The organism is Photorhabdus sp. RW14-46 (genome assembly GCF_963887965.1).
Lineage (GTDB): Bacteria > Pseudomonadota > Gammaproteobacteria > Enterobacterales > Enterobacteriaceae > Photorhabdus > Photorhabdus laumondii.
The window spans coordinates 1-14,394 of record NZ_CAWPHH010000001.1 but is presented as its reverse complement, the minus strand read 5'-3'; the positions used below and the strand labels follow the sequence as shown (position 1 = coordinate 14,394).

15 protein-coding genes are annotated in these 14,394 nt (G+C 42.7%); 12 read left to right on the top strand and 3 right to left on the bottom strand.

Features of this window, described 5'->3' with window-relative positions; genetic code table 11:
- Positions 1 to 245: 245 nt before the first annotated feature.
- Both AACQ38_RS00075 and rsmD read right to left on the bottom strand, forming a co-directional pair.
- Positions 246 to 527 carry a DUF1145 family protein gene (locus tag AACQ38_RS00075; RefSeq protein ID WP_011148227.1) on the bottom strand — a complete coding sequence of 94 codons (282 nt, stop codon included), beginning with the start codon at positions 525 to 527 and terminating at the stop codon, positions 246 to 248.
- Between the two features lie 23 nt (positions 528 to 550).
- Positions 551 to 1,135 (bottom strand): 16S rRNA (guanine(966)-N(2))-methyltransferase, encoded by a 585-nt coding sequence (gene rsmD, locus AACQ38_RS00070; protein WP_165577116.1) that lies wholly within the window; start codon positions 1,133 to 1,135, stop codon positions 551 to 553.
- A 159-nt stretch (positions 1,136 to 1,294) separates the two neighbouring features.
- Between rsmD and ftsY the strand changes: the two genes are divergently transcribed.
- The 5 genes from ftsY to AACQ38_RS00045 all read left to right on the top strand — a co-directional run bounded on the left by ftsY (position 1,295) and on the right by AACQ38_RS00045 (position 6,840).
- Positions 1,295 to 2,671 carry a signal recognition particle-docking protein FtsY gene (ftsY, locus tag AACQ38_RS00065; protein ID WP_165577115.1) on the top strand — a complete coding sequence of 459 codons (1,377 nt, stop codon included), beginning with the start codon at positions 1,295 to 1,297 and terminating at the stop codon, positions 2,669 to 2,671.
- Between the two features lie 6 nt (positions 2,672 to 2,677).
- On the top strand, positions 2,678 to 3,343 hold the full coding sequence (ftsE, locus tag AACQ38_RS00060; RefSeq protein ID WP_058589814.1) for a cell division ATP-binding protein FtsE: 666 nt from the start codon (positions 2,678 to 2,680) through the stop codon (positions 3,341 to 3,343).
- Positions 3,336 to 4,310 (top strand): permease-like cell division protein FtsX, encoded by a 975-nt coding sequence (ftsX, locus tag AACQ38_RS00055; RefSeq protein ID WP_011148223.1) that lies wholly within the window; start codon positions 3,336 to 3,338, stop codon positions 4,308 to 4,310. Before ftsE ends, ftsX begins: the two co-directional genes overlap by 8 nt.
- 436 nt (positions 4,311 to 4,746) lie before the next feature.
- Positions 4,747 to 5,604, top strand: coding sequence for an RNA polymerase sigma factor RpoH (gene rpoH / locus AACQ38_RS00050; protein ID WP_011148222.1), 858 nt, complete (start codon positions 4,747 to 4,749; stop codon positions 5,602 to 5,604).
- Between the two features lie 96 nt (positions 5,605 to 5,700).
- Entirely contained in the window at positions 5,701 to 6,840 is a 1,140-nt protein-coding gene (locus AACQ38_RS00045) for a glycerate kinase (protein WP_165577258.1), read from the top strand.
- Here the strand turns inward: AACQ38_RS00045 and panM are convergent.
- A complete protein-coding gene (gene panM, locus AACQ38_RS00040) occupies positions 6,828 to 7,226 on the bottom strand; it encodes an aspartate 1-decarboxylase autocleavage activator PanM (RefSeq protein ID WP_165577114.1) in 399 nt (132 codons plus the stop codon). The two genes, AACQ38_RS00045 and panM, sit on opposite strands and share 13 nt — an antisense overlap.
- A gap of 377 nt (positions 7,227 to 7,603) precedes the next feature.
- Between panM and AACQ38_RS00035 the strand changes: the two genes are divergently transcribed.
- From AACQ38_RS00035 to AACQ38_RS00005, 7 genes are all read left to right on the top strand, one after another.
- Positions 7,604 to 8,716: a branched-chain amino acid ABC transporter substrate-binding protein gene (locus AACQ38_RS00035; RefSeq protein WP_011148219.1), complete on the top strand. Its 1,113-nt coding sequence runs from the start codon at positions 7,604 to 7,606 to the stop codon at positions 8,714 to 8,716.
- Between the two features lie 61 nt (positions 8,717 to 8,777).
- Entirely contained in the window at positions 8,778 to 9,704 is a 927-nt protein-coding gene (gene livH, locus AACQ38_RS00030) for a high-affinity branched-chain amino acid ABC transporter permease LivH (protein WP_165577113.1), read from the top strand.
- Positions 9,701 to 10,978 carry a high-affinity branched-chain amino acid ABC transporter permease LivM gene (locus AACQ38_RS00025; protein WP_011148217.1) on the top strand — a complete coding sequence of 426 codons (1,278 nt, stop codon included), beginning with the start codon at positions 9,701 to 9,703 and terminating at the stop codon, positions 10,976 to 10,978. Before livH ends, AACQ38_RS00025 begins: the two co-directional genes overlap by 4 nt.
- Positions 10,975 to 11,748, top strand: a complete 774-nt coding sequence (livG, locus tag AACQ38_RS00020) for a high-affinity branched-chain amino acid ABC transporter ATP-binding protein LivG (RefSeq protein ID WP_011148216.1) — start codon at positions 10,975 to 10,977, stop codon at positions 11,746 to 11,748. Before AACQ38_RS00025 ends, livG begins: the two co-directional genes overlap by 4 nt.
- 2 nt (positions 11,749 to 11,750) lie before the next feature.
- A complete protein-coding gene (gene livF, locus AACQ38_RS00015; RefSeq protein ID WP_165577112.1) occupies positions 11,751 to 12,452 on the top strand; it encodes a high-affinity branched-chain amino acid ABC transporter ATP-binding protein LivF in 702 nt (233 codons plus the stop codon).
- Between the two features lie 1,102 nt (positions 12,453 to 13,554).
- Positions 13,555 to 13,956 (top strand): hypothetical protein, encoded by a 402-nt coding sequence (locus AACQ38_RS00010; protein WP_165577111.1) that lies wholly within the window; start codon positions 13,555 to 13,557, stop codon positions 13,954 to 13,956.
- Between the two features lie 29 nt (positions 13,957 to 13,985).
- A complete protein-coding gene (locus AACQ38_RS00005; RefSeq protein ID WP_242685489.1) occupies positions 13,986 to 14,285 on the top strand; it encodes a hypothetical protein in 300 nt (99 codons plus the stop codon).
- Positions 14,286 to 14,394: the final 109 nt, after the last annotated feature.

The following is a 14,394-nucleotide window of genomic DNA, read 5'->3' as shown; positions in this document are numbered from 1 at the left end:
TAAGGGGTCTACTCTTTTACTATCAAAATATAGACTTAAATAATAGAGATTGGTTTAAGTATCTGTGCGGAAATAGGCAGTGAATTAAGAAATGTTGATCCGGTTATTGATCTGTTCAACAAAGAAAGGAGTACGAAGCCATGCTCAGATAAACGTGACAGCTTTTGAATACGAGGAATGAAATGAATCATTCCTCACATAATTGTATGTATTTTTCGGGTGCTTATGTGCGCTGCCCATGCCCACTATTTTGGGTGATGACTTTTCTCTTTCCGTTGTTTTTTCTGCATTGACAGTAGTTCAAAGACACCAAAAAAGAAGATCTTGGTTTGTATCAGGCTAGAGAGTTTTTGGTCTTTGGGCTGACTGGCTTTTAGAAGCAGCATTTGAAATGCATGCATGACCACCATGAAAATCATGGCGATATCCATAAAATACTTCAATGGTTTTGGAAATGGATGGATCAGGTTAAAGATCAGAAATCCCCAAACGCAGATCATTAACAGTTTGCCCAATTGAATAAGCATTAGTGTGTACTCCAAAGTAATCGTTATGCAGGTAAGTAACGGATATAGAGCCGGTATGCGACTTGTCCGGCGACTTTTTCACGATGAAGTTGCCAGTTAACAGGGACATCAATCGCCGTTGATTCGGATTCAGCCTCAACATAAATCCAGCTTTCATCTGCCAGCCAATTTTGTTCTTCCAACAATTTTATGGTTTCGCTAAGCATTCCTTTACGAAAAGGAGGATCAAGGAAAACGACCTCGTAGGATGTTCCTGGTTGAGATAAATAGGTTAATGCACTGTCGTTAATGACTTTGGCATTTTGGGCATTGAGCAGATCCAAATTAGCGGAAAGTTGTTTAGCTATATTATGTTCATATTCAATCAGGGTAACCTGTGCTGCATAACGGGAAAGTGCCTCTAATCCAAGCGCTCCGCTTCCTGCATAGCAATCCAGGCAGTGTGCTTCTTGGATAATCGGGGCTAGCCAGTTAAATAGCGTCTCTCTGACGCGATCTGTCGTTGGACGTAATCCTGGACTATCCGGTACAGGTAATTTTCGACCTCGCCATTTTCCGCCAATAATGCGGATTTGTCCCATCGATTGCCGTTGTGGTTTCTTTGCCATAATTTGCGTAATAGTTGTTAAGACTTACAGGCACTAATTTACCATGAAATTTATGATTGATATGTGTTGAGCTATTACGAAAATGTTAGAATGCTTCTAAATTTCGTTATTATTCCCTGTTGTAACGCCATGATTTAACCTTGAGGAGTGTAGTGGCTAATGGCAAAAGAGAAAAAAAGAGGCTTTTTCTCCTGGTTCGGGCGTGGCCGTCAGGAAGAACAGCAAAAAGAAGAGCAATTAGCAGTGGAGCAGGCAGAACAGCAGCGTGTTGCTGAGGAAGCTGCAAGATTGGCGGCAGAGCAGGCAGAACAGCAGCGTGTTGCTGAGGAAGCTGCAAGATTGGCGGCAGAGCAGGCAGAACAGCAGCGTGTTGCTGAGGAAGCTGCAAGATTGGCGGCAGAGCAGGCAGAACAGCAACGTGTTGCAGAGGAAGCTGCAAGATTGGCAGCGGAGCAGGCAGAACAACAGCGTGTTGCAGAGGAAGCCGCAAGATTGGCGGCAGAGCAGGCAGAACAACAGCGTGTTGCTGAGGAAGCTTCAAGGTTGGCGGCAGAGCAGGCAGAACAAGTACAAACCGAACAGCCAGTTATATCAAAAGAGCAAGAGCGTCCGACTAAAGAGGGCTTTTTCTCCCGCTTGAAACGCAGTTTGGTTAAAACTCGTCAGAATTTAGGGTCCGGTTTTCTTAGTCTATTCAGTGGTAAAAAGATCGATGATGACCTGTTTGATGAATTGGAAGAGCAGTTATTGATTGCTGATGTTGGTGTCGATACTACTCGTAAAATCATTAGCAGTTTGACAGAACATGCCAGTCGTAAAGAGCTAAAAGATGCAGAAGCGTTATATGCCAAACTGAAAGAAGAGATGTCTGGTATTCTGACTAAAGTGAATAAGCCTCTGGACATTGAAGGAAAAACGCCGTATGTCATTCTGATGGTTGGTGTAAATGGTGTGGGAAAAACCACGACAATTGGTAAATTGGCTCGTCAATTTCAGGCACAAGGTAAATCTGTCATGCTGGCAGCCGGGGATACTTTCCGTGCAGCCGCCGTTGAACAGCTACAGGTGTGGGGGGAACGTAACCATATTCCGGTAGTGGCGCAACATACTGGCGCAGATCCTGCTTCCGTGATTTTCGATGCTATTCAGTCAGCTAAAGCCAAAAGTGTCGATGTCCTGATTGCAGATACCGCGGGTCGTTTGCAAAATAAATCTCATCTGATGGAAGAATTGAAGAAGATTGTCCGAGTGATGAAAAAACTGGACGAAAATGCTCCACATGAAATTATGCTGATATTGGATGCGAGTACCGGTCAGAATGCGATAAGTCAGGCTAAACTGTTCCATGAAGCCGTTGGGTTGACAGGCATCTCATTGACAAAATTGGATGGTACTGCCAAAGGTGGGGTAATTTTCGCCATTGCTGATCAGTTTGAAATTCCTATTCGTTATATTGGGGTTGGTGAAGGAATTGAAGATCTACGGCCATTTAAGGCAGACGACTTTATAGAGGCACTTTTTGCCCGAGAGGATTAATTACCTATGATTCGCTTTGAACAGGTCAGTAAAGCTTATCTGGGGGGACGGCAAGCCCTGCAAGGGGTGGATTTTCATTTGCGCCCTGCGGAAATGGCATTTCTAATGGGTCACTCAGGGGCAGGTAAAAGTACCTTGCTGAAACTCATCTGTGGCATTGAGCGGCCTAGCGCCGGACATATCTGGTTTGCCGGTCATGATATCAGTCGGTTAAAAAGCCGTGAGGTACCTTTTCTACGTCGTCAGATTGGTATGATTTTCCAAGATCATCATCTGCTGCTGGATCGGACCGTATACGATAATGTGGCAATGCCGCTGATTATTTCAGGTGCAAGTTCTGAAGATATCCGTCGTCGGACTTCCGCGGCTCTGGATAAGGTTGGTCTGCTGGACAAAGCGAAAAATTTCCCAATTCAGCTTTCAGGGGGAGAACAACAACGAGTTGGTATTGCTCGTGCGGTTGTGAATAAGCCGACTGTTTTATTGGCGGATGAACCTACCGGTAATCTGGATGGTGAGTTGTCAGAAGGTATTTTACGACTGTTTGAAGAATTTAATCGGGTAGGGGTGACAGTGCTGATGGCGACCCATGATATGGCACTGATTGAAAGACGGAAATATCGTATCCTGACTCTGAGCCAGGGCCGTATGGCGGGAGAGTATCATGGTTAAAAATGTGCGTAAGGCAGCGGGGAAAGTAACACGATCGAGAAGTAAAGTTTTACAAGGAGGATGGCGTGAGCAGTGGCGCTATGCTTGGATGAATACGTTGACAGATATGTCACGTCAGCCGTTGGCAACTTTGTTGACCGTGATGGTGATTGCTATCTCCCTGACATTACCAAGTGTTTGTTACATTGTGTGGAAGAATGTCAGCCAAGCTGCGGAAAAATGGTATCCCACCCCTCAACTGACGGTATATCTCGATAAATCACTGGATGATAGCAGTGCGCAGAAATTAATAAGTGAGTTGAAAGCGCTTGATGGTGTGGACAATGTCAACTATCTCTCACGTCAGGAAGCAATGACAGAATTCCGCGCTTGGTCTGGCTTTGGTGGCGCGTTGGATATGTTGGAAGAGAATCCGTTGCCCGCGGTGGCTATTATCACACCGAAAATCGATTTTCAGAGTTCACAGACGCTGACCACGCTGCGTGATAGAGTTTCTCAGGTTAAAGGTATTGAAGAAGTTCGGATGGATGATAGCTGGTTTGCCCGTCTGGCGGCGCTGACTGGTCTTATCGGTCAGATTGTGACAGTAATCGGTATTTTGATGATCGTTGCGCTGTTTTTGGTCATCGGTAATAGTGTGCGTCTCAGTATTTTCAGTCATCGTGATACGATTAACGTGATGAAGCTTATTGGTGCAACGGATGGCTTTATTTTGCGCCCATTCCTCAATGGTGGTGTGTTGCTAGGGGCTTTGGGGGCAATTTTATCGTTAATTTTATCTGCACTATTGGTGTGGAAACTTTCTGATGTTGTAACAGAGGTTGCCAGCGTGTTTGGTACGACATTTAATTTACATGGGCTTTCATGGGATGAGTCCCTGCTATTAGTTTTGCTCTCTGCAATGATTGGTTGGGTCGCTGCTTGGTTGGCGACAACTCAGCATTTGCGTCATTTTACGCCAGAATAAAACGGTAATTTTCTCAACAGGCTGAGCGAAATCAGCCTGACAACGCGATAACCATCTCTTTTTTTCCTAAGGTAAAAGTTTCTTATTCATTGACTTAAATCCAAAATCACGATTTTCTGCTATATAGAATTAATTAAAAAGGTGCTTGTACTTTCCCAGTGAACCTAGCGGATACTTTTGTGGGATGGAGTTAATATTTATCGGGGATAGTACAAATAAAGTTAATTGCATAAATATAAAACTATCTGTTATTTTTTGTTCTGCGATCCCATTATAGGGATGGTCGGTGCTAAAATTATTACTTTTCCACGGATCTGTAGCTTGAATATGCACATTCTGGTGATAGACTGTACCGCTGTATGTTGAACGTTGGTTCATATACACAGATGTAATCTAATCCATACTAACGATTTGAGCCTTATTTGAGAGGATTTGAATGGCCAAAGAAATGCAAACCTTAGCGTTAGTTCCTCAAGGAAGCCTAGAGGGCTATGTCCGTGCCTCTAATACCTATCCAATGCTGACAGCAGAGGAAGAGAAGGAACTGGCTGAAAGGCTGCATTACCAGGGAGATCTGGATGCAGCTAAGAAGCTGATTCTGTCTCATCTGCGCTTCGTTGTTCATGTCGCTCGTAGCTATGCTGGTTATGGGCTACCTCAGGCGGATTTAATTCAGGAAGGGAATATTGGCCTGATGAAAGCAGTACGTCGTTTTAACCCGGAAGTAGGGGTGCGTCTGGTTTCTTTTGCCGTTCACTGGATTAAAGCTGAAATCCATGAATATGTACTGCGTAACTGGCGTATTGTTAAAGTTGCAACAACTAAAGCGCAGCGTAAGCTGTTCTTTAATTTGCGTAAAACTAAACAGCGCTTAGGGTGGTTCAATCAGGACGAAGTAGAAATGGTCGCCAAAGAACTTGGTGTGACCAGTAAAGATGTGCGTGAGATGGAATCTCGTATGTCAGCGCAAGATATGGCGTTTGATATGTCTGCCGATGATGATAGCCAGGAAGGTCAACCGGTTGCGCCAGTGCTGTATCTTCAAGATAAAGCTTCTGATTTTGCAGACGGCATTGAAGAGGACAATTGGGAAAACCATGCGGCTGATAAATTATCGGTAGCGATAGAAAGCTTAGACGAGCGCAGTCAGGATATTATCCGTTGCCGCTGGTTAGATGATGATAATAAATCTACCCTGCAAGAGTTGGCGGATAAGTATGGTGTTTCTGCGGAGCGTGTACGTCAGCTTGAAAAGAATGCCATGAAAAAATTGCGTGTGGCAATTGAGGCATAAATAGAGTGATTTTGCGTTAACGCATTCATAATTAAAAAAGGCGATAATGGTTTATCGCCTTTTTTGTTTCATTTTTCATTGTTGTCATCTAATCCTATGAAAATTGTTATTGCGCCTGATTCATTTAAAGAAAGTCTCAGCGCCTTACAGGCCGCTGAAGCGATAGAACAAGGATTTCGTGAAATCTATCCACAAGCTGAATACATTAAATTGCCGATGGCAGATGGAGGAGAAGGGACAGTTGAATCGATGGTAGCAGCTACTGGAGGAAAGATTGTACGTCTGTCGGTCACCGGTCCGTTAAATCAGCCGGTGGATAGTTTTTTTGGCGTGCTAGGTGATGGAGAAACCGCTGTTATTGAAATGGCTGCGGCTTCTGGCTTACATTTGGTGCCGATGGAAAAGCGTAATCCGTTGATAACTACGACTTATGGTACCGGTGAGCTGATGTTGGCTGCTTTGGATCAAGGTGTCAGAAAGATAATTTTAGGTATTGGCGGTAGTGCGACTAATGATGGCGGTGCCGGTATGATGCAGGCGTTGGGGGCCTGTTTGCTTGATTCTGATGGTAAAGCGTTGGGGCTTGGCGGGGCTGCGTTAAGTCGGCTTGCTAAAATTGATCTTTCCGGTTTGGACGCGCGTTTGAATCGAACTGAAATTATCGTTGCCTGTGATGTAATTAACCCGTTATGTGGTGAGTTTGGTGCATCTGCCATTTTCGGGCCACAGAAAGGGGCGACACCAGAGATGGTGAAAGAATTAGATGCAGCTCTGCGCCATTATGGTGAAAAAATTGAATTACTGACCGGCATTAAGGTTATTGACGTACCCGGTGCAGGAGCCGCTGGGGGAATGGGTGTTCCTTTACTTGGTTGGCTGGACGCTAAATTGCAACCGGGAATTGATATTGTTATCTCCACACTGGAATTGGCAAAGGTAGTACAAGGCGCTGATCTGGTTATTACGGGTGAAGGCCGAATAGACAGCCAGACTATTTACGGTAAAACGCCGATTGGTGTTGCTCGTATCGCCAAAAAGTATGCTATTTCAACCATTGCATTGGTTGGCAGTATAAGTCAGGACTATAGCATCGTTCATGAGCATGGATTGGATGCCGTTTTCTCAATTATGCCCGGCATCTGTTCTCTTTCTGACGCTCTTGTTTGCGGGCATGAGAATTTGAGGGTAACTGCCCGCAATGTGGCTGCGGTCTGGAAAATGGGTCAGCTAGAATAAGAATTTGACTTGGTATCGTAGTAAAAACTACAGGCGCTCATAAAACCTTTTAATGCCGGTTCGTTAGCATCTGAGAACCCTTCAAGGCTTAACTTCCATTGATTAACAGTGGGATGCTGAGCTTTTATTTCATTTATCAAATATAAACCCACTCCCCGGCGGCGTGTTATTTCACGGACACATAAATCTTTAAGCAGGCCGGATTGATCACTGAAAGTCACTTTTATTGCGGCCAGTAATCTATCATTAAAACGAGCAGCGAACAGTTTATTTTCATTTTTTAACCAACTTTGCCATTGCTCTGGAGCCTGTTGAGGCCAGATTTTCTTTAGATCAATAATATCTTGTGCTGACAAAACAGTAAGTTGTTCAATAGTTAGCTTCATGGTTTTCCCATATCAATTTTCAATGGAGTGTTATGTAACCGCTTTTATACGTTACTGGAAAAATGTTTTTAACATGGTCGATCTTTCGAGTTAAAGATTGCTTTACTAATATTTAACCAGAACATCACACTATGTTTTGTCTAAATTCCAATCAACTTTGGCGGTATTTTATTCTGTAATTAATGCTTTTAGCTACCTTGTTAATTTGATTTTAAGCATGAAATGCTATTTTAATAACATGAAAAATAAAATTTTATTAATAAAAATTACTTTATCTAATCAGTGATCACAAAAGATCACGGTTATCCCATTAGATAATCGGAGATCTAAAAGGTAAACACAATAAATTAGACCAATCACAACAGGGGATAAATAAAATGAAAATCATAGCAGGTAAAACGCTATTAGCAGGCTGTATTGCCATGATGATGAGTCACTCACTGTGGGCACAAGAGATCAAAGTGGCGATTGTAGGAGCAATGTCTGGTCCAGTTGCTCAATATGGTGATATGGAATTTACTGGCGCACGTCAGGCGATTGCAGATATCAATGCTCATGGTGGTATTAATGGTAATAAGCTGGTGGGGGTTGAATATGATGATGCGTGTGACCCGAAACAGGCGGTGGCCGTCGCTAATAAAGTGATTAATGATAACATTCGTTATGTTATCGGCCACTTATGCTCTTCATCCACTCAACCGGCATCTGATATCTACGAAGATGAAGGCGTCATTATGATTACACCCGCGGCAACCAATGCCAATTTGACAACTCGTGGCTACCAGATGATTCTGCGTACGACCGGGTTGGATTCTGATCAGGGGCCAACGGCAGCAAAATATATTGCTGAAAAGATTAAACCTCAGCATATAGCGATTGTTCACGATAAACAGCAATACGGTGAAGGGTTGGCTCGATCTGTTCTTGATAAATTGAAAAAAGCGGGAGCCAATATTGTCTTGTTTGAAGGCGTTACTGCTGGTGACAAAGACTTTTCGGCTCTGGTTGCCCGCCTGAAAAAAGAGAATGTGGATTTTGTCTATTTTGGTGGTTATTACCCTGAAATGGGGCAAATTCTGCGTCAGGCTAAACAGGCTGGTCTGAATATTCGCTTTATGGGACCGGAAGGTGTAGGTAACTCCTCGCTATCCAATATCGCCGGAGTCGCTTCTGAAGGCATGCTAGTCACATTACCTAAGCGTTACGATCAGGTACCGGTGAATAAAGCTATTGTTGAAGCGATCAAAGGAAAGAAAGGCGATCCGACAGGTCCGTTTGTCTGGACCACCTATGCTGCTCTGCAATCTCTGGCTGCGGCAATGAACCGTACCGGTAGTATGGAACCGACTGATTTGGTGCAAGACCTGAAAGCGAATCCAGTGGATACCGTAATGGGGAGACTAAGCTGGAATGCCGTTGGCGATCTAAAAGGGTTCGAATTCGGTATTTTTGAATGGCATGCAGATGGTTCTTCTACTTCTGTGAAGTAAGGTCATCAGAACGGTCGTCAGCTCCTGTTTGTCAGGAGCTGCTATTCCGGAGGTACAACGTATGTCGGAGCAATTTCTCTATTTTTTACAACAGATGTTAAATGGAGTGACTCTGGGTAGTACTTATGCATTGATTGCCATTGGCTATACGATGGTTTACGGCATTATCGGGATGATTAATTTCGCTCATGGTGAAATTTACATGATTGGTAGCTATGTCTCCTTTATGGTCATTGCGGCTCTGATCATGATGGGAATTGATTTGGGTTGGTTGCTGATTACTGCTGCTTTTTTAACATCAATTGTCATTGCCGCTGCTTATGGTTGGAGTATTGAGCGAGTAGCTTACAGGCCAGTTCGCCATTCCAAACGCCTGATTGCCCTGATTTCAGCGATTGGGATGTCTATTTTCTTGCAAAACTATGTCAGTCTGTCACAAAGTTCTCGCGATCTGGCATTGCCTGGCCTGATTACCGGGCAGTGGGTATTAGGCGAAAGTGATGGATTTTCTGCCAGTATTAGCGCAATGCAACTGACCATCTGGATAGTGACATTTCTTGCCATGCTGATACTGACAATGTTTATCCGCTACTCCCGCATGGGACGTGCCTGCCGTGCTTGTGCGGAAGATGTGAAAATGGCGAGTTTGTTGGGAATCAATACTAACCGAGTGATTTCCTTAACCTTTGTTATCGGTGCAGTAATGGCTGCAATAGCCGGTGTTTTGTTGGGGCAGTTCTACGGTGTAATAAATCCGTATATCGGTTTTATGGCAGGCATGAAAGCTTTCACCGCAGCAGTATTGGGAGGAATTGGCAGTATCCCGGGGGCGATGATTGGTGGTTTGATCTTGGGAGTTTCTGAAGCCCTAACTTCTGCTTATCTGAGTACAGAATATAAAGATGCCGTTTCCTTTGCTCTGCTCATTGTTGTGCTGTTGTTTATGCCGACTGGGATTTTAGGCCGTCCAGAGGTGGAAAAGGTATGAAACATGCTAATTGGGTGAATGCCATTATCGCCTCAGCCGCTTTATTTGTGTTGTCTGTCTTTATGATGGGGATGCAGTTATCGCTGGATGGTACGCAGTTGGTCGTCCATCATGCCGATGAAGTGCGATGGTTATGGATTGGTATTGGCTGTGCGGTTGTGTTTCTGTTCCAATTATTGCGTCCGGCTGTTCAGCAGATAATGAAGAAAGTACCGATTAAAAGCTGGTCATTGCCGGATTTCGATGGCTCAACCAAAGGACAAAAGTTACTGGCAATATTGGTCATTATTGCTGCAATTATCTGGCCGTTTATTGTCTCCCGTGGTAGTGTTGATATCGCTACGCTGACATTAATTTATGTCATGCTAGGGCTGGGTTTGAATGTTGTGGTTGGTTTATCGGGGTTGCTGGTACTTGGGTATGCAGGTTTTTATGCTATCGGTGCTTATACCTACGCTTTGCTAAGTCACTATTATGGATTAGGATTTTGGCAGAGTTTGCCGCTGGCGGGGTTAACGGCTGCTTTATCGGGGTTGTTGTTGGGTTTTCCAGTATTGCGATTGCGAGGTGATTATCTGGCAATTGTTACGCTTGGTTTTGGTGAAATTGTTCGCATTCTACTGTTGAATAATACTGAAATAACCGGTGGTCCGAATGGTATCAGTCAGATCCCAAAACCCACTTTCTTCGGACTGGAATTTAATCGTAGTGTGAAAGAGGGGGGTTGGGATACTTTCCACAACTTCTTTGGTTTGAAATACGATCCAAGTGATCGGGTCATTTTTCTCTATCTGGTGGTGTTACTGTTGGTAATACTGACAGTATTGATTATTAATCGGCTACTGCGTATGCCATTAGGTCGTGCATGGGAAGCGCTGCGTGAAGATGAGATTGCTTGTCGCTCTCTTGGTTTAAGTCCAACCCGAATTAAACTGGCTGCGTTTACTATCAGTGCGGCATTTGCCGGTTTCGCGGGTACTTTATTTGCTGCCCGGCAGGGTTTTGTTAGCCCAGAGTCCTTCACTTTTGCTGAATCTGCTTTTGTGTTGGCAATTGTAGTACTCGGAGGGATGGGCTCACAGACTGCGGTGATTCTAGCGGCCATTTTGTTGGTGGTTTCCCGTGAGATGATGCGTGATCTGAATGCCTACAGTATGTTGCTGCTAGGGGCAATGATGGTATTGATGATGATTTGGCGCCCGCAAGGGTTGCTACCGACAAAACGCCGTCATGTTAAATTGGAACGACAGGTACAGGGAGGAAAGCAAGCATGAGTACAACACCATTATTGCAAGTTTCCGATCTGACCATGCGCTTCGGTGGCTTGCTGGCGGTTAACAACGTTGCCCTGAGGTTAAATCAGAGGGAAATTGTTTCTCTTATTGGCCCTAATGGTGCAGGGAAAACCACGATCTTTAATTGTCTGACAGGATTTTACTGTCCGACTAGCGGTACGATAAAGCTGCGGGAAAAACATCTGGAAGGGTTATCTGGGCAGGCTATTGCTCGTATGGGCGTTATCAGAACATTCCAGCATGTGCGGTTGTTCCGGGAGATGACAGTGATAGAGAATCTATTAGTGGCGCAGCATCAGCATCTGAAAAGAGGTCTTTTTGCCGGTCTTTTTAAAACGCCGGCATTCCGCCAGGCAGAATCTAAGGCCGTAGATTGGGCGATAACTTGGTTAGAACGGATTGGCTTGTTACCACTGGCAAACAGACAGGCAGGTAATCTGGCATATGGTCAGCAACGGCGTTTGGAGATTGCCCGCTGTATGGTAGCTCGTCCGGAAATTTTGATGCTGGATGAACCTGCTGCGGGGCTGAATCCGAAAGAGACAGAGGAGCTTAATGCTTTAATTGCTGAACTGAGGGAACATCATCAAGTTTCTGTATTGTTAATCGAACATGATATGAAATTGGTGATGGGAATTTCAGATCGTATCTATGTTGTTAATCAGGGAATGTCTTTGGCGCAAGGACGGCCAGAAGAGATTCGTAACAATCCGGATGTTATCCGGGCATATCTGGGCGAGGTGTATTAATTATGTTGGAATTTAAGCGGGTATCTGCCCACTATGGGGAAGTTCAGGTGTTGCATCAGGTTAGCCTGAATATTCAGCAGGGAGAAATTGTCACTCTGATTGGTGCAAATGGCGCAGGAAAAACAACATTGCTTAGTACCTTATGTAGTGAACCCAGAGCAACCGAAGGTTCTATTATTTTTCGTGGTAAGGACATCACCCAATGGCCGACATCTCGTATTATACGTGAGGACATTGCGATTGTTCCTGAGGGGCGCAGAGTGTTTGCTCGTATGACAGTGGAAGAGAATTTGGCAATGGGCGGTTTTTTTGCTGATAAGACTCAGTATCAGCAGCGCATTGAGCGGGTTTATGATCTATTTCCGCGTTTACAGGAAAGACGTCACCAGCGGGCTGGAACGATGTCCGGTGGTGAACAGCAAATGTTGGCAATTGGCCGTGCTTTAATGAGTCAGCCACAGTTATTGTTGTTGGATGAGCCTTCATTGGGATTGGCGCCGATAGTTATCATTCAGATTTTCGATACTATCCAGCAGTTGAGGGAAGAGGGGATGACAATCTTTTTAGTTGAACAGAATGCAAATCAGGCGTTGAAATTGGCTGACCGAGGATATGTATTGGAAAACGGTCAGATCGTACTAGAAGACAGCGGGTCTGCATTATTGGTTAATGAAGCTGTGAGAAATGCGTATTTGGGGGGATAGAGAGATATTCTTTTTCACAGGAAGGGAATTCAGATGGTTGATTATCCTCGTCGTACTGGGAAGGTGGTTTTTCCCAAGGTGAGGACGCCATTACGCCATTAATAGTGCTTTAAGTTTGGTATTATCTGAGATTGGGGCAACGAGTGTGGTTTCAAATACTTTGAAATCTGCCCTTATTTTTTCTGTGTTTTCTCGTCATATTTTAAGCAATATATACCCTATGGATTTCAAGATGCATCGCGACGGCAAGGGAGTGAATCCCCGGGAGCATAGGTAATTATGTGACCGGGGTGAGTGAAGTACAGCCAACAAAGAGGCAACTTGAAAGATAACGGGTATAGTTTATTGGTGGAGTAATGAAAGGTAAATGAATTGTATTCAGTATAATTTTAGTGGCTAAAATCTACAGTTAAAATTATTTTGCTATTAATTTAATTTTCTTTCATTAGAAAGAGAATGTTTTTAAGAATATTCATCCGTTATCTTGTAGAAGATATAACCAATTAGTAATGAAAAATATTATTGATGCGGATATAACGGAAATATATTCTTGGGATACCAGACTATTTTATTTATTGTCATTTTAACGTTGTGAATGAATTTGGTGAATTATTATAGTCCACTGGATAAAGTTAAATTTATAAAATAAAGAATAGAATTATATAGCGCTACAGTAACTAATATTAATATTATAAATCCAGGTTAATAACGTAATGGAAATAATTTCTATTTAAATTTTTTATATATGTTTTTATATGTGTTTTTTATATATCATATAATTCCATCAACTCTTAAATAATAGTAATTTCATTGAAGCAGAGCGTTGGCATGAACTATATATCTGCTATAGTTTTGTATTATTGTGACTTGCTTTAGATATGTTTCATTAATGACATTACTTATAGTGTGTATATCTTAATATTCTTGTGAGTTATTGTGGTATGTAAAGTCCATGTAATATATTGGGGAATTAAATTTCAAAGGAAATAGTGGTTCTATAATGGTTAAAGAGCATCTTTAATTAAGTGGTAATACTGTGTTTTGAAAATATTTATATGTAAGTTGAGTGAATTTTATTTAAATTTTAATGAGGAAAATAAATATGTCTAGAATAACCATTGTTGTTGATTCAAATGAGCAGAAAGCAGAGTTTTATTCTAATTCCCCTGTTCCAGTACATAAAGACTTAAATGCAGTTGGTCCTTTGAGTGATGTGACTATATCACCTCATGCTAGTGTGGAAGTATTTAGAATAGATACACCAATAATTCCAGAATCCAGAAGATCTCTGAGAGTTGTAAATACCGGGCTATCAAATAGTGTCACGGCTAAATTTTACTGGTCTCATAGTTTTACCTCTGAATGGTTTGAGTCTGGTTCTATAGATGTAGGATTAGGAGAAGAGAAGGTGTTAAACGTGCCTAATAACTCTTTTTATTATAGTAAATTTGTTATCTATAATAATACGGATAAAGTTGCTTATGTGACGGCAAATTTGGTTTAAACATCTCATTTTAATTAAAGGGTTCCATTATGCATACAGAAAATGTTTTAGACATAAGAACCATTGTGGCTAATGAATATGCCGTAAAAACGAGTGCAGTAGAGTGGGATGTTACTGATATTGTAAAAAATGCAATCATCGGGGGAATATCTTTTATACCTTCAGTTGGCCCTGCTATATCTTTTTTAGTCGGTTTATTCTGGCCTCAATCGAAAGAAAATATATGGGAAGGGATTGTCAAACAAATTGAGAGGATGATAGAGGAGTCTGCGTTAAAGACGATTAAAGGTATCCTTGCTGGTGATATTGCATATACCCGTAATCATTGAAGATGCTTGATTTTATCCGAAATGGAGATCATTATCCTCGCTATGAAAATATTCATTACCGATGAACAAAAAGCCGAACTTGAACATCTCCATCACACCTGCCGTGATA

What these genes read in the sequence shown, in the direction of transcription:
- livG (WP_011148216.1), top strand. Translation starts at nt 10,975, where the DNA reads ATGAGTACAACACCATTATTGCAAGTTTCCGATCTGACCATGCGCTTC.
- AACQ38_RS00045 (WP_165577258.1), top strand. Translation starts at nt 5,701, where the DNA reads ATGAAAATTGTTATTGCGCCTGATTCATTTAAAGAAAGTCTCAGCGCC.
- rpoH (WP_011148222.1), top strand. Translation starts at nt 4,747, where the DNA reads ATGGCCAAAGAAATGCAAACCTTAGCGTTAGTTCCTCAAGGAAGCCTA.
- AACQ38_RS00025 (WP_011148217.1), top strand. Translation starts at nt 9,701, where the DNA reads ATGAAACATGCTAATTGGGTGAATGCCATTATCGCCTCAGCCGCTTTA.
- AACQ38_RS00010 (WP_165577111.1), top strand. Translation starts at nt 13,555, where the DNA reads ATGTCTAGAATAACCATTGTTGTTGATTCAAATGAGCAGAAAGCAGAG.
- panM (WP_165577114.1), bottom strand. Translation starts at nt 7,226, where the DNA reads ATGAAGCTAACTATTGAACAACTTACTGTTTTGTCAGCACAAGATATT.
- AACQ38_RS00075 (WP_011148227.1), bottom strand. Translation starts at nt 527, where the DNA reads ATGCTTATTCAATTGGGCAAACTGTTAATGATCTGCGTTTGGGGATTT.
- ftsE (WP_058589814.1), top strand. Translation starts at nt 2,678, where the DNA reads ATGATTCGCTTTGAACAGGTCAGTAAAGCTTATCTGGGGGGACGGCAA.
- ftsX (WP_011148223.1), top strand. Translation starts at nt 3,336, where the DNA reads ATGGTTAAAAATGTGCGTAAGGCAGCGGGGAAAGTAACACGATCGAGA.
- AACQ38_RS00035 (WP_011148219.1), top strand. Translation starts at nt 7,604, where the DNA reads ATGAAAATCATAGCAGGTAAAACGCTATTAGCAGGCTGTATTGCCATG.
- livH (WP_165577113.1), top strand. Translation starts at nt 8,778, where the DNA reads ATGTCGGAGCAATTTCTCTATTTTTTACAACAGATGTTAAATGGAGTG.
- ftsY (WP_165577115.1), top strand. Translation starts at nt 1,295, where the DNA reads ATGGCAAAAGAGAAAAAAAGAGGCTTTTTCTCCTGGTTCGGGCGTGGC.
- rsmD (WP_165577116.1), bottom strand. Translation starts at nt 1,135, where the DNA reads ATGGCAAAGAAACCACAACGGCAATCGATGGGACAAATCCGCATTATT.
- AACQ38_RS00005 (WP_242685489.1), top strand. Translation starts at nt 13,986, where the DNA reads ATGCATACAGAAAATGTTTTAGACATAAGAACCATTGTGGCTAATGAA.
- livF (WP_165577112.1), top strand. Translation starts at nt 11,751, where the DNA reads ATGTTGGAATTTAAGCGGGTATCTGCCCACTATGGGGAAGTTCAGGTG.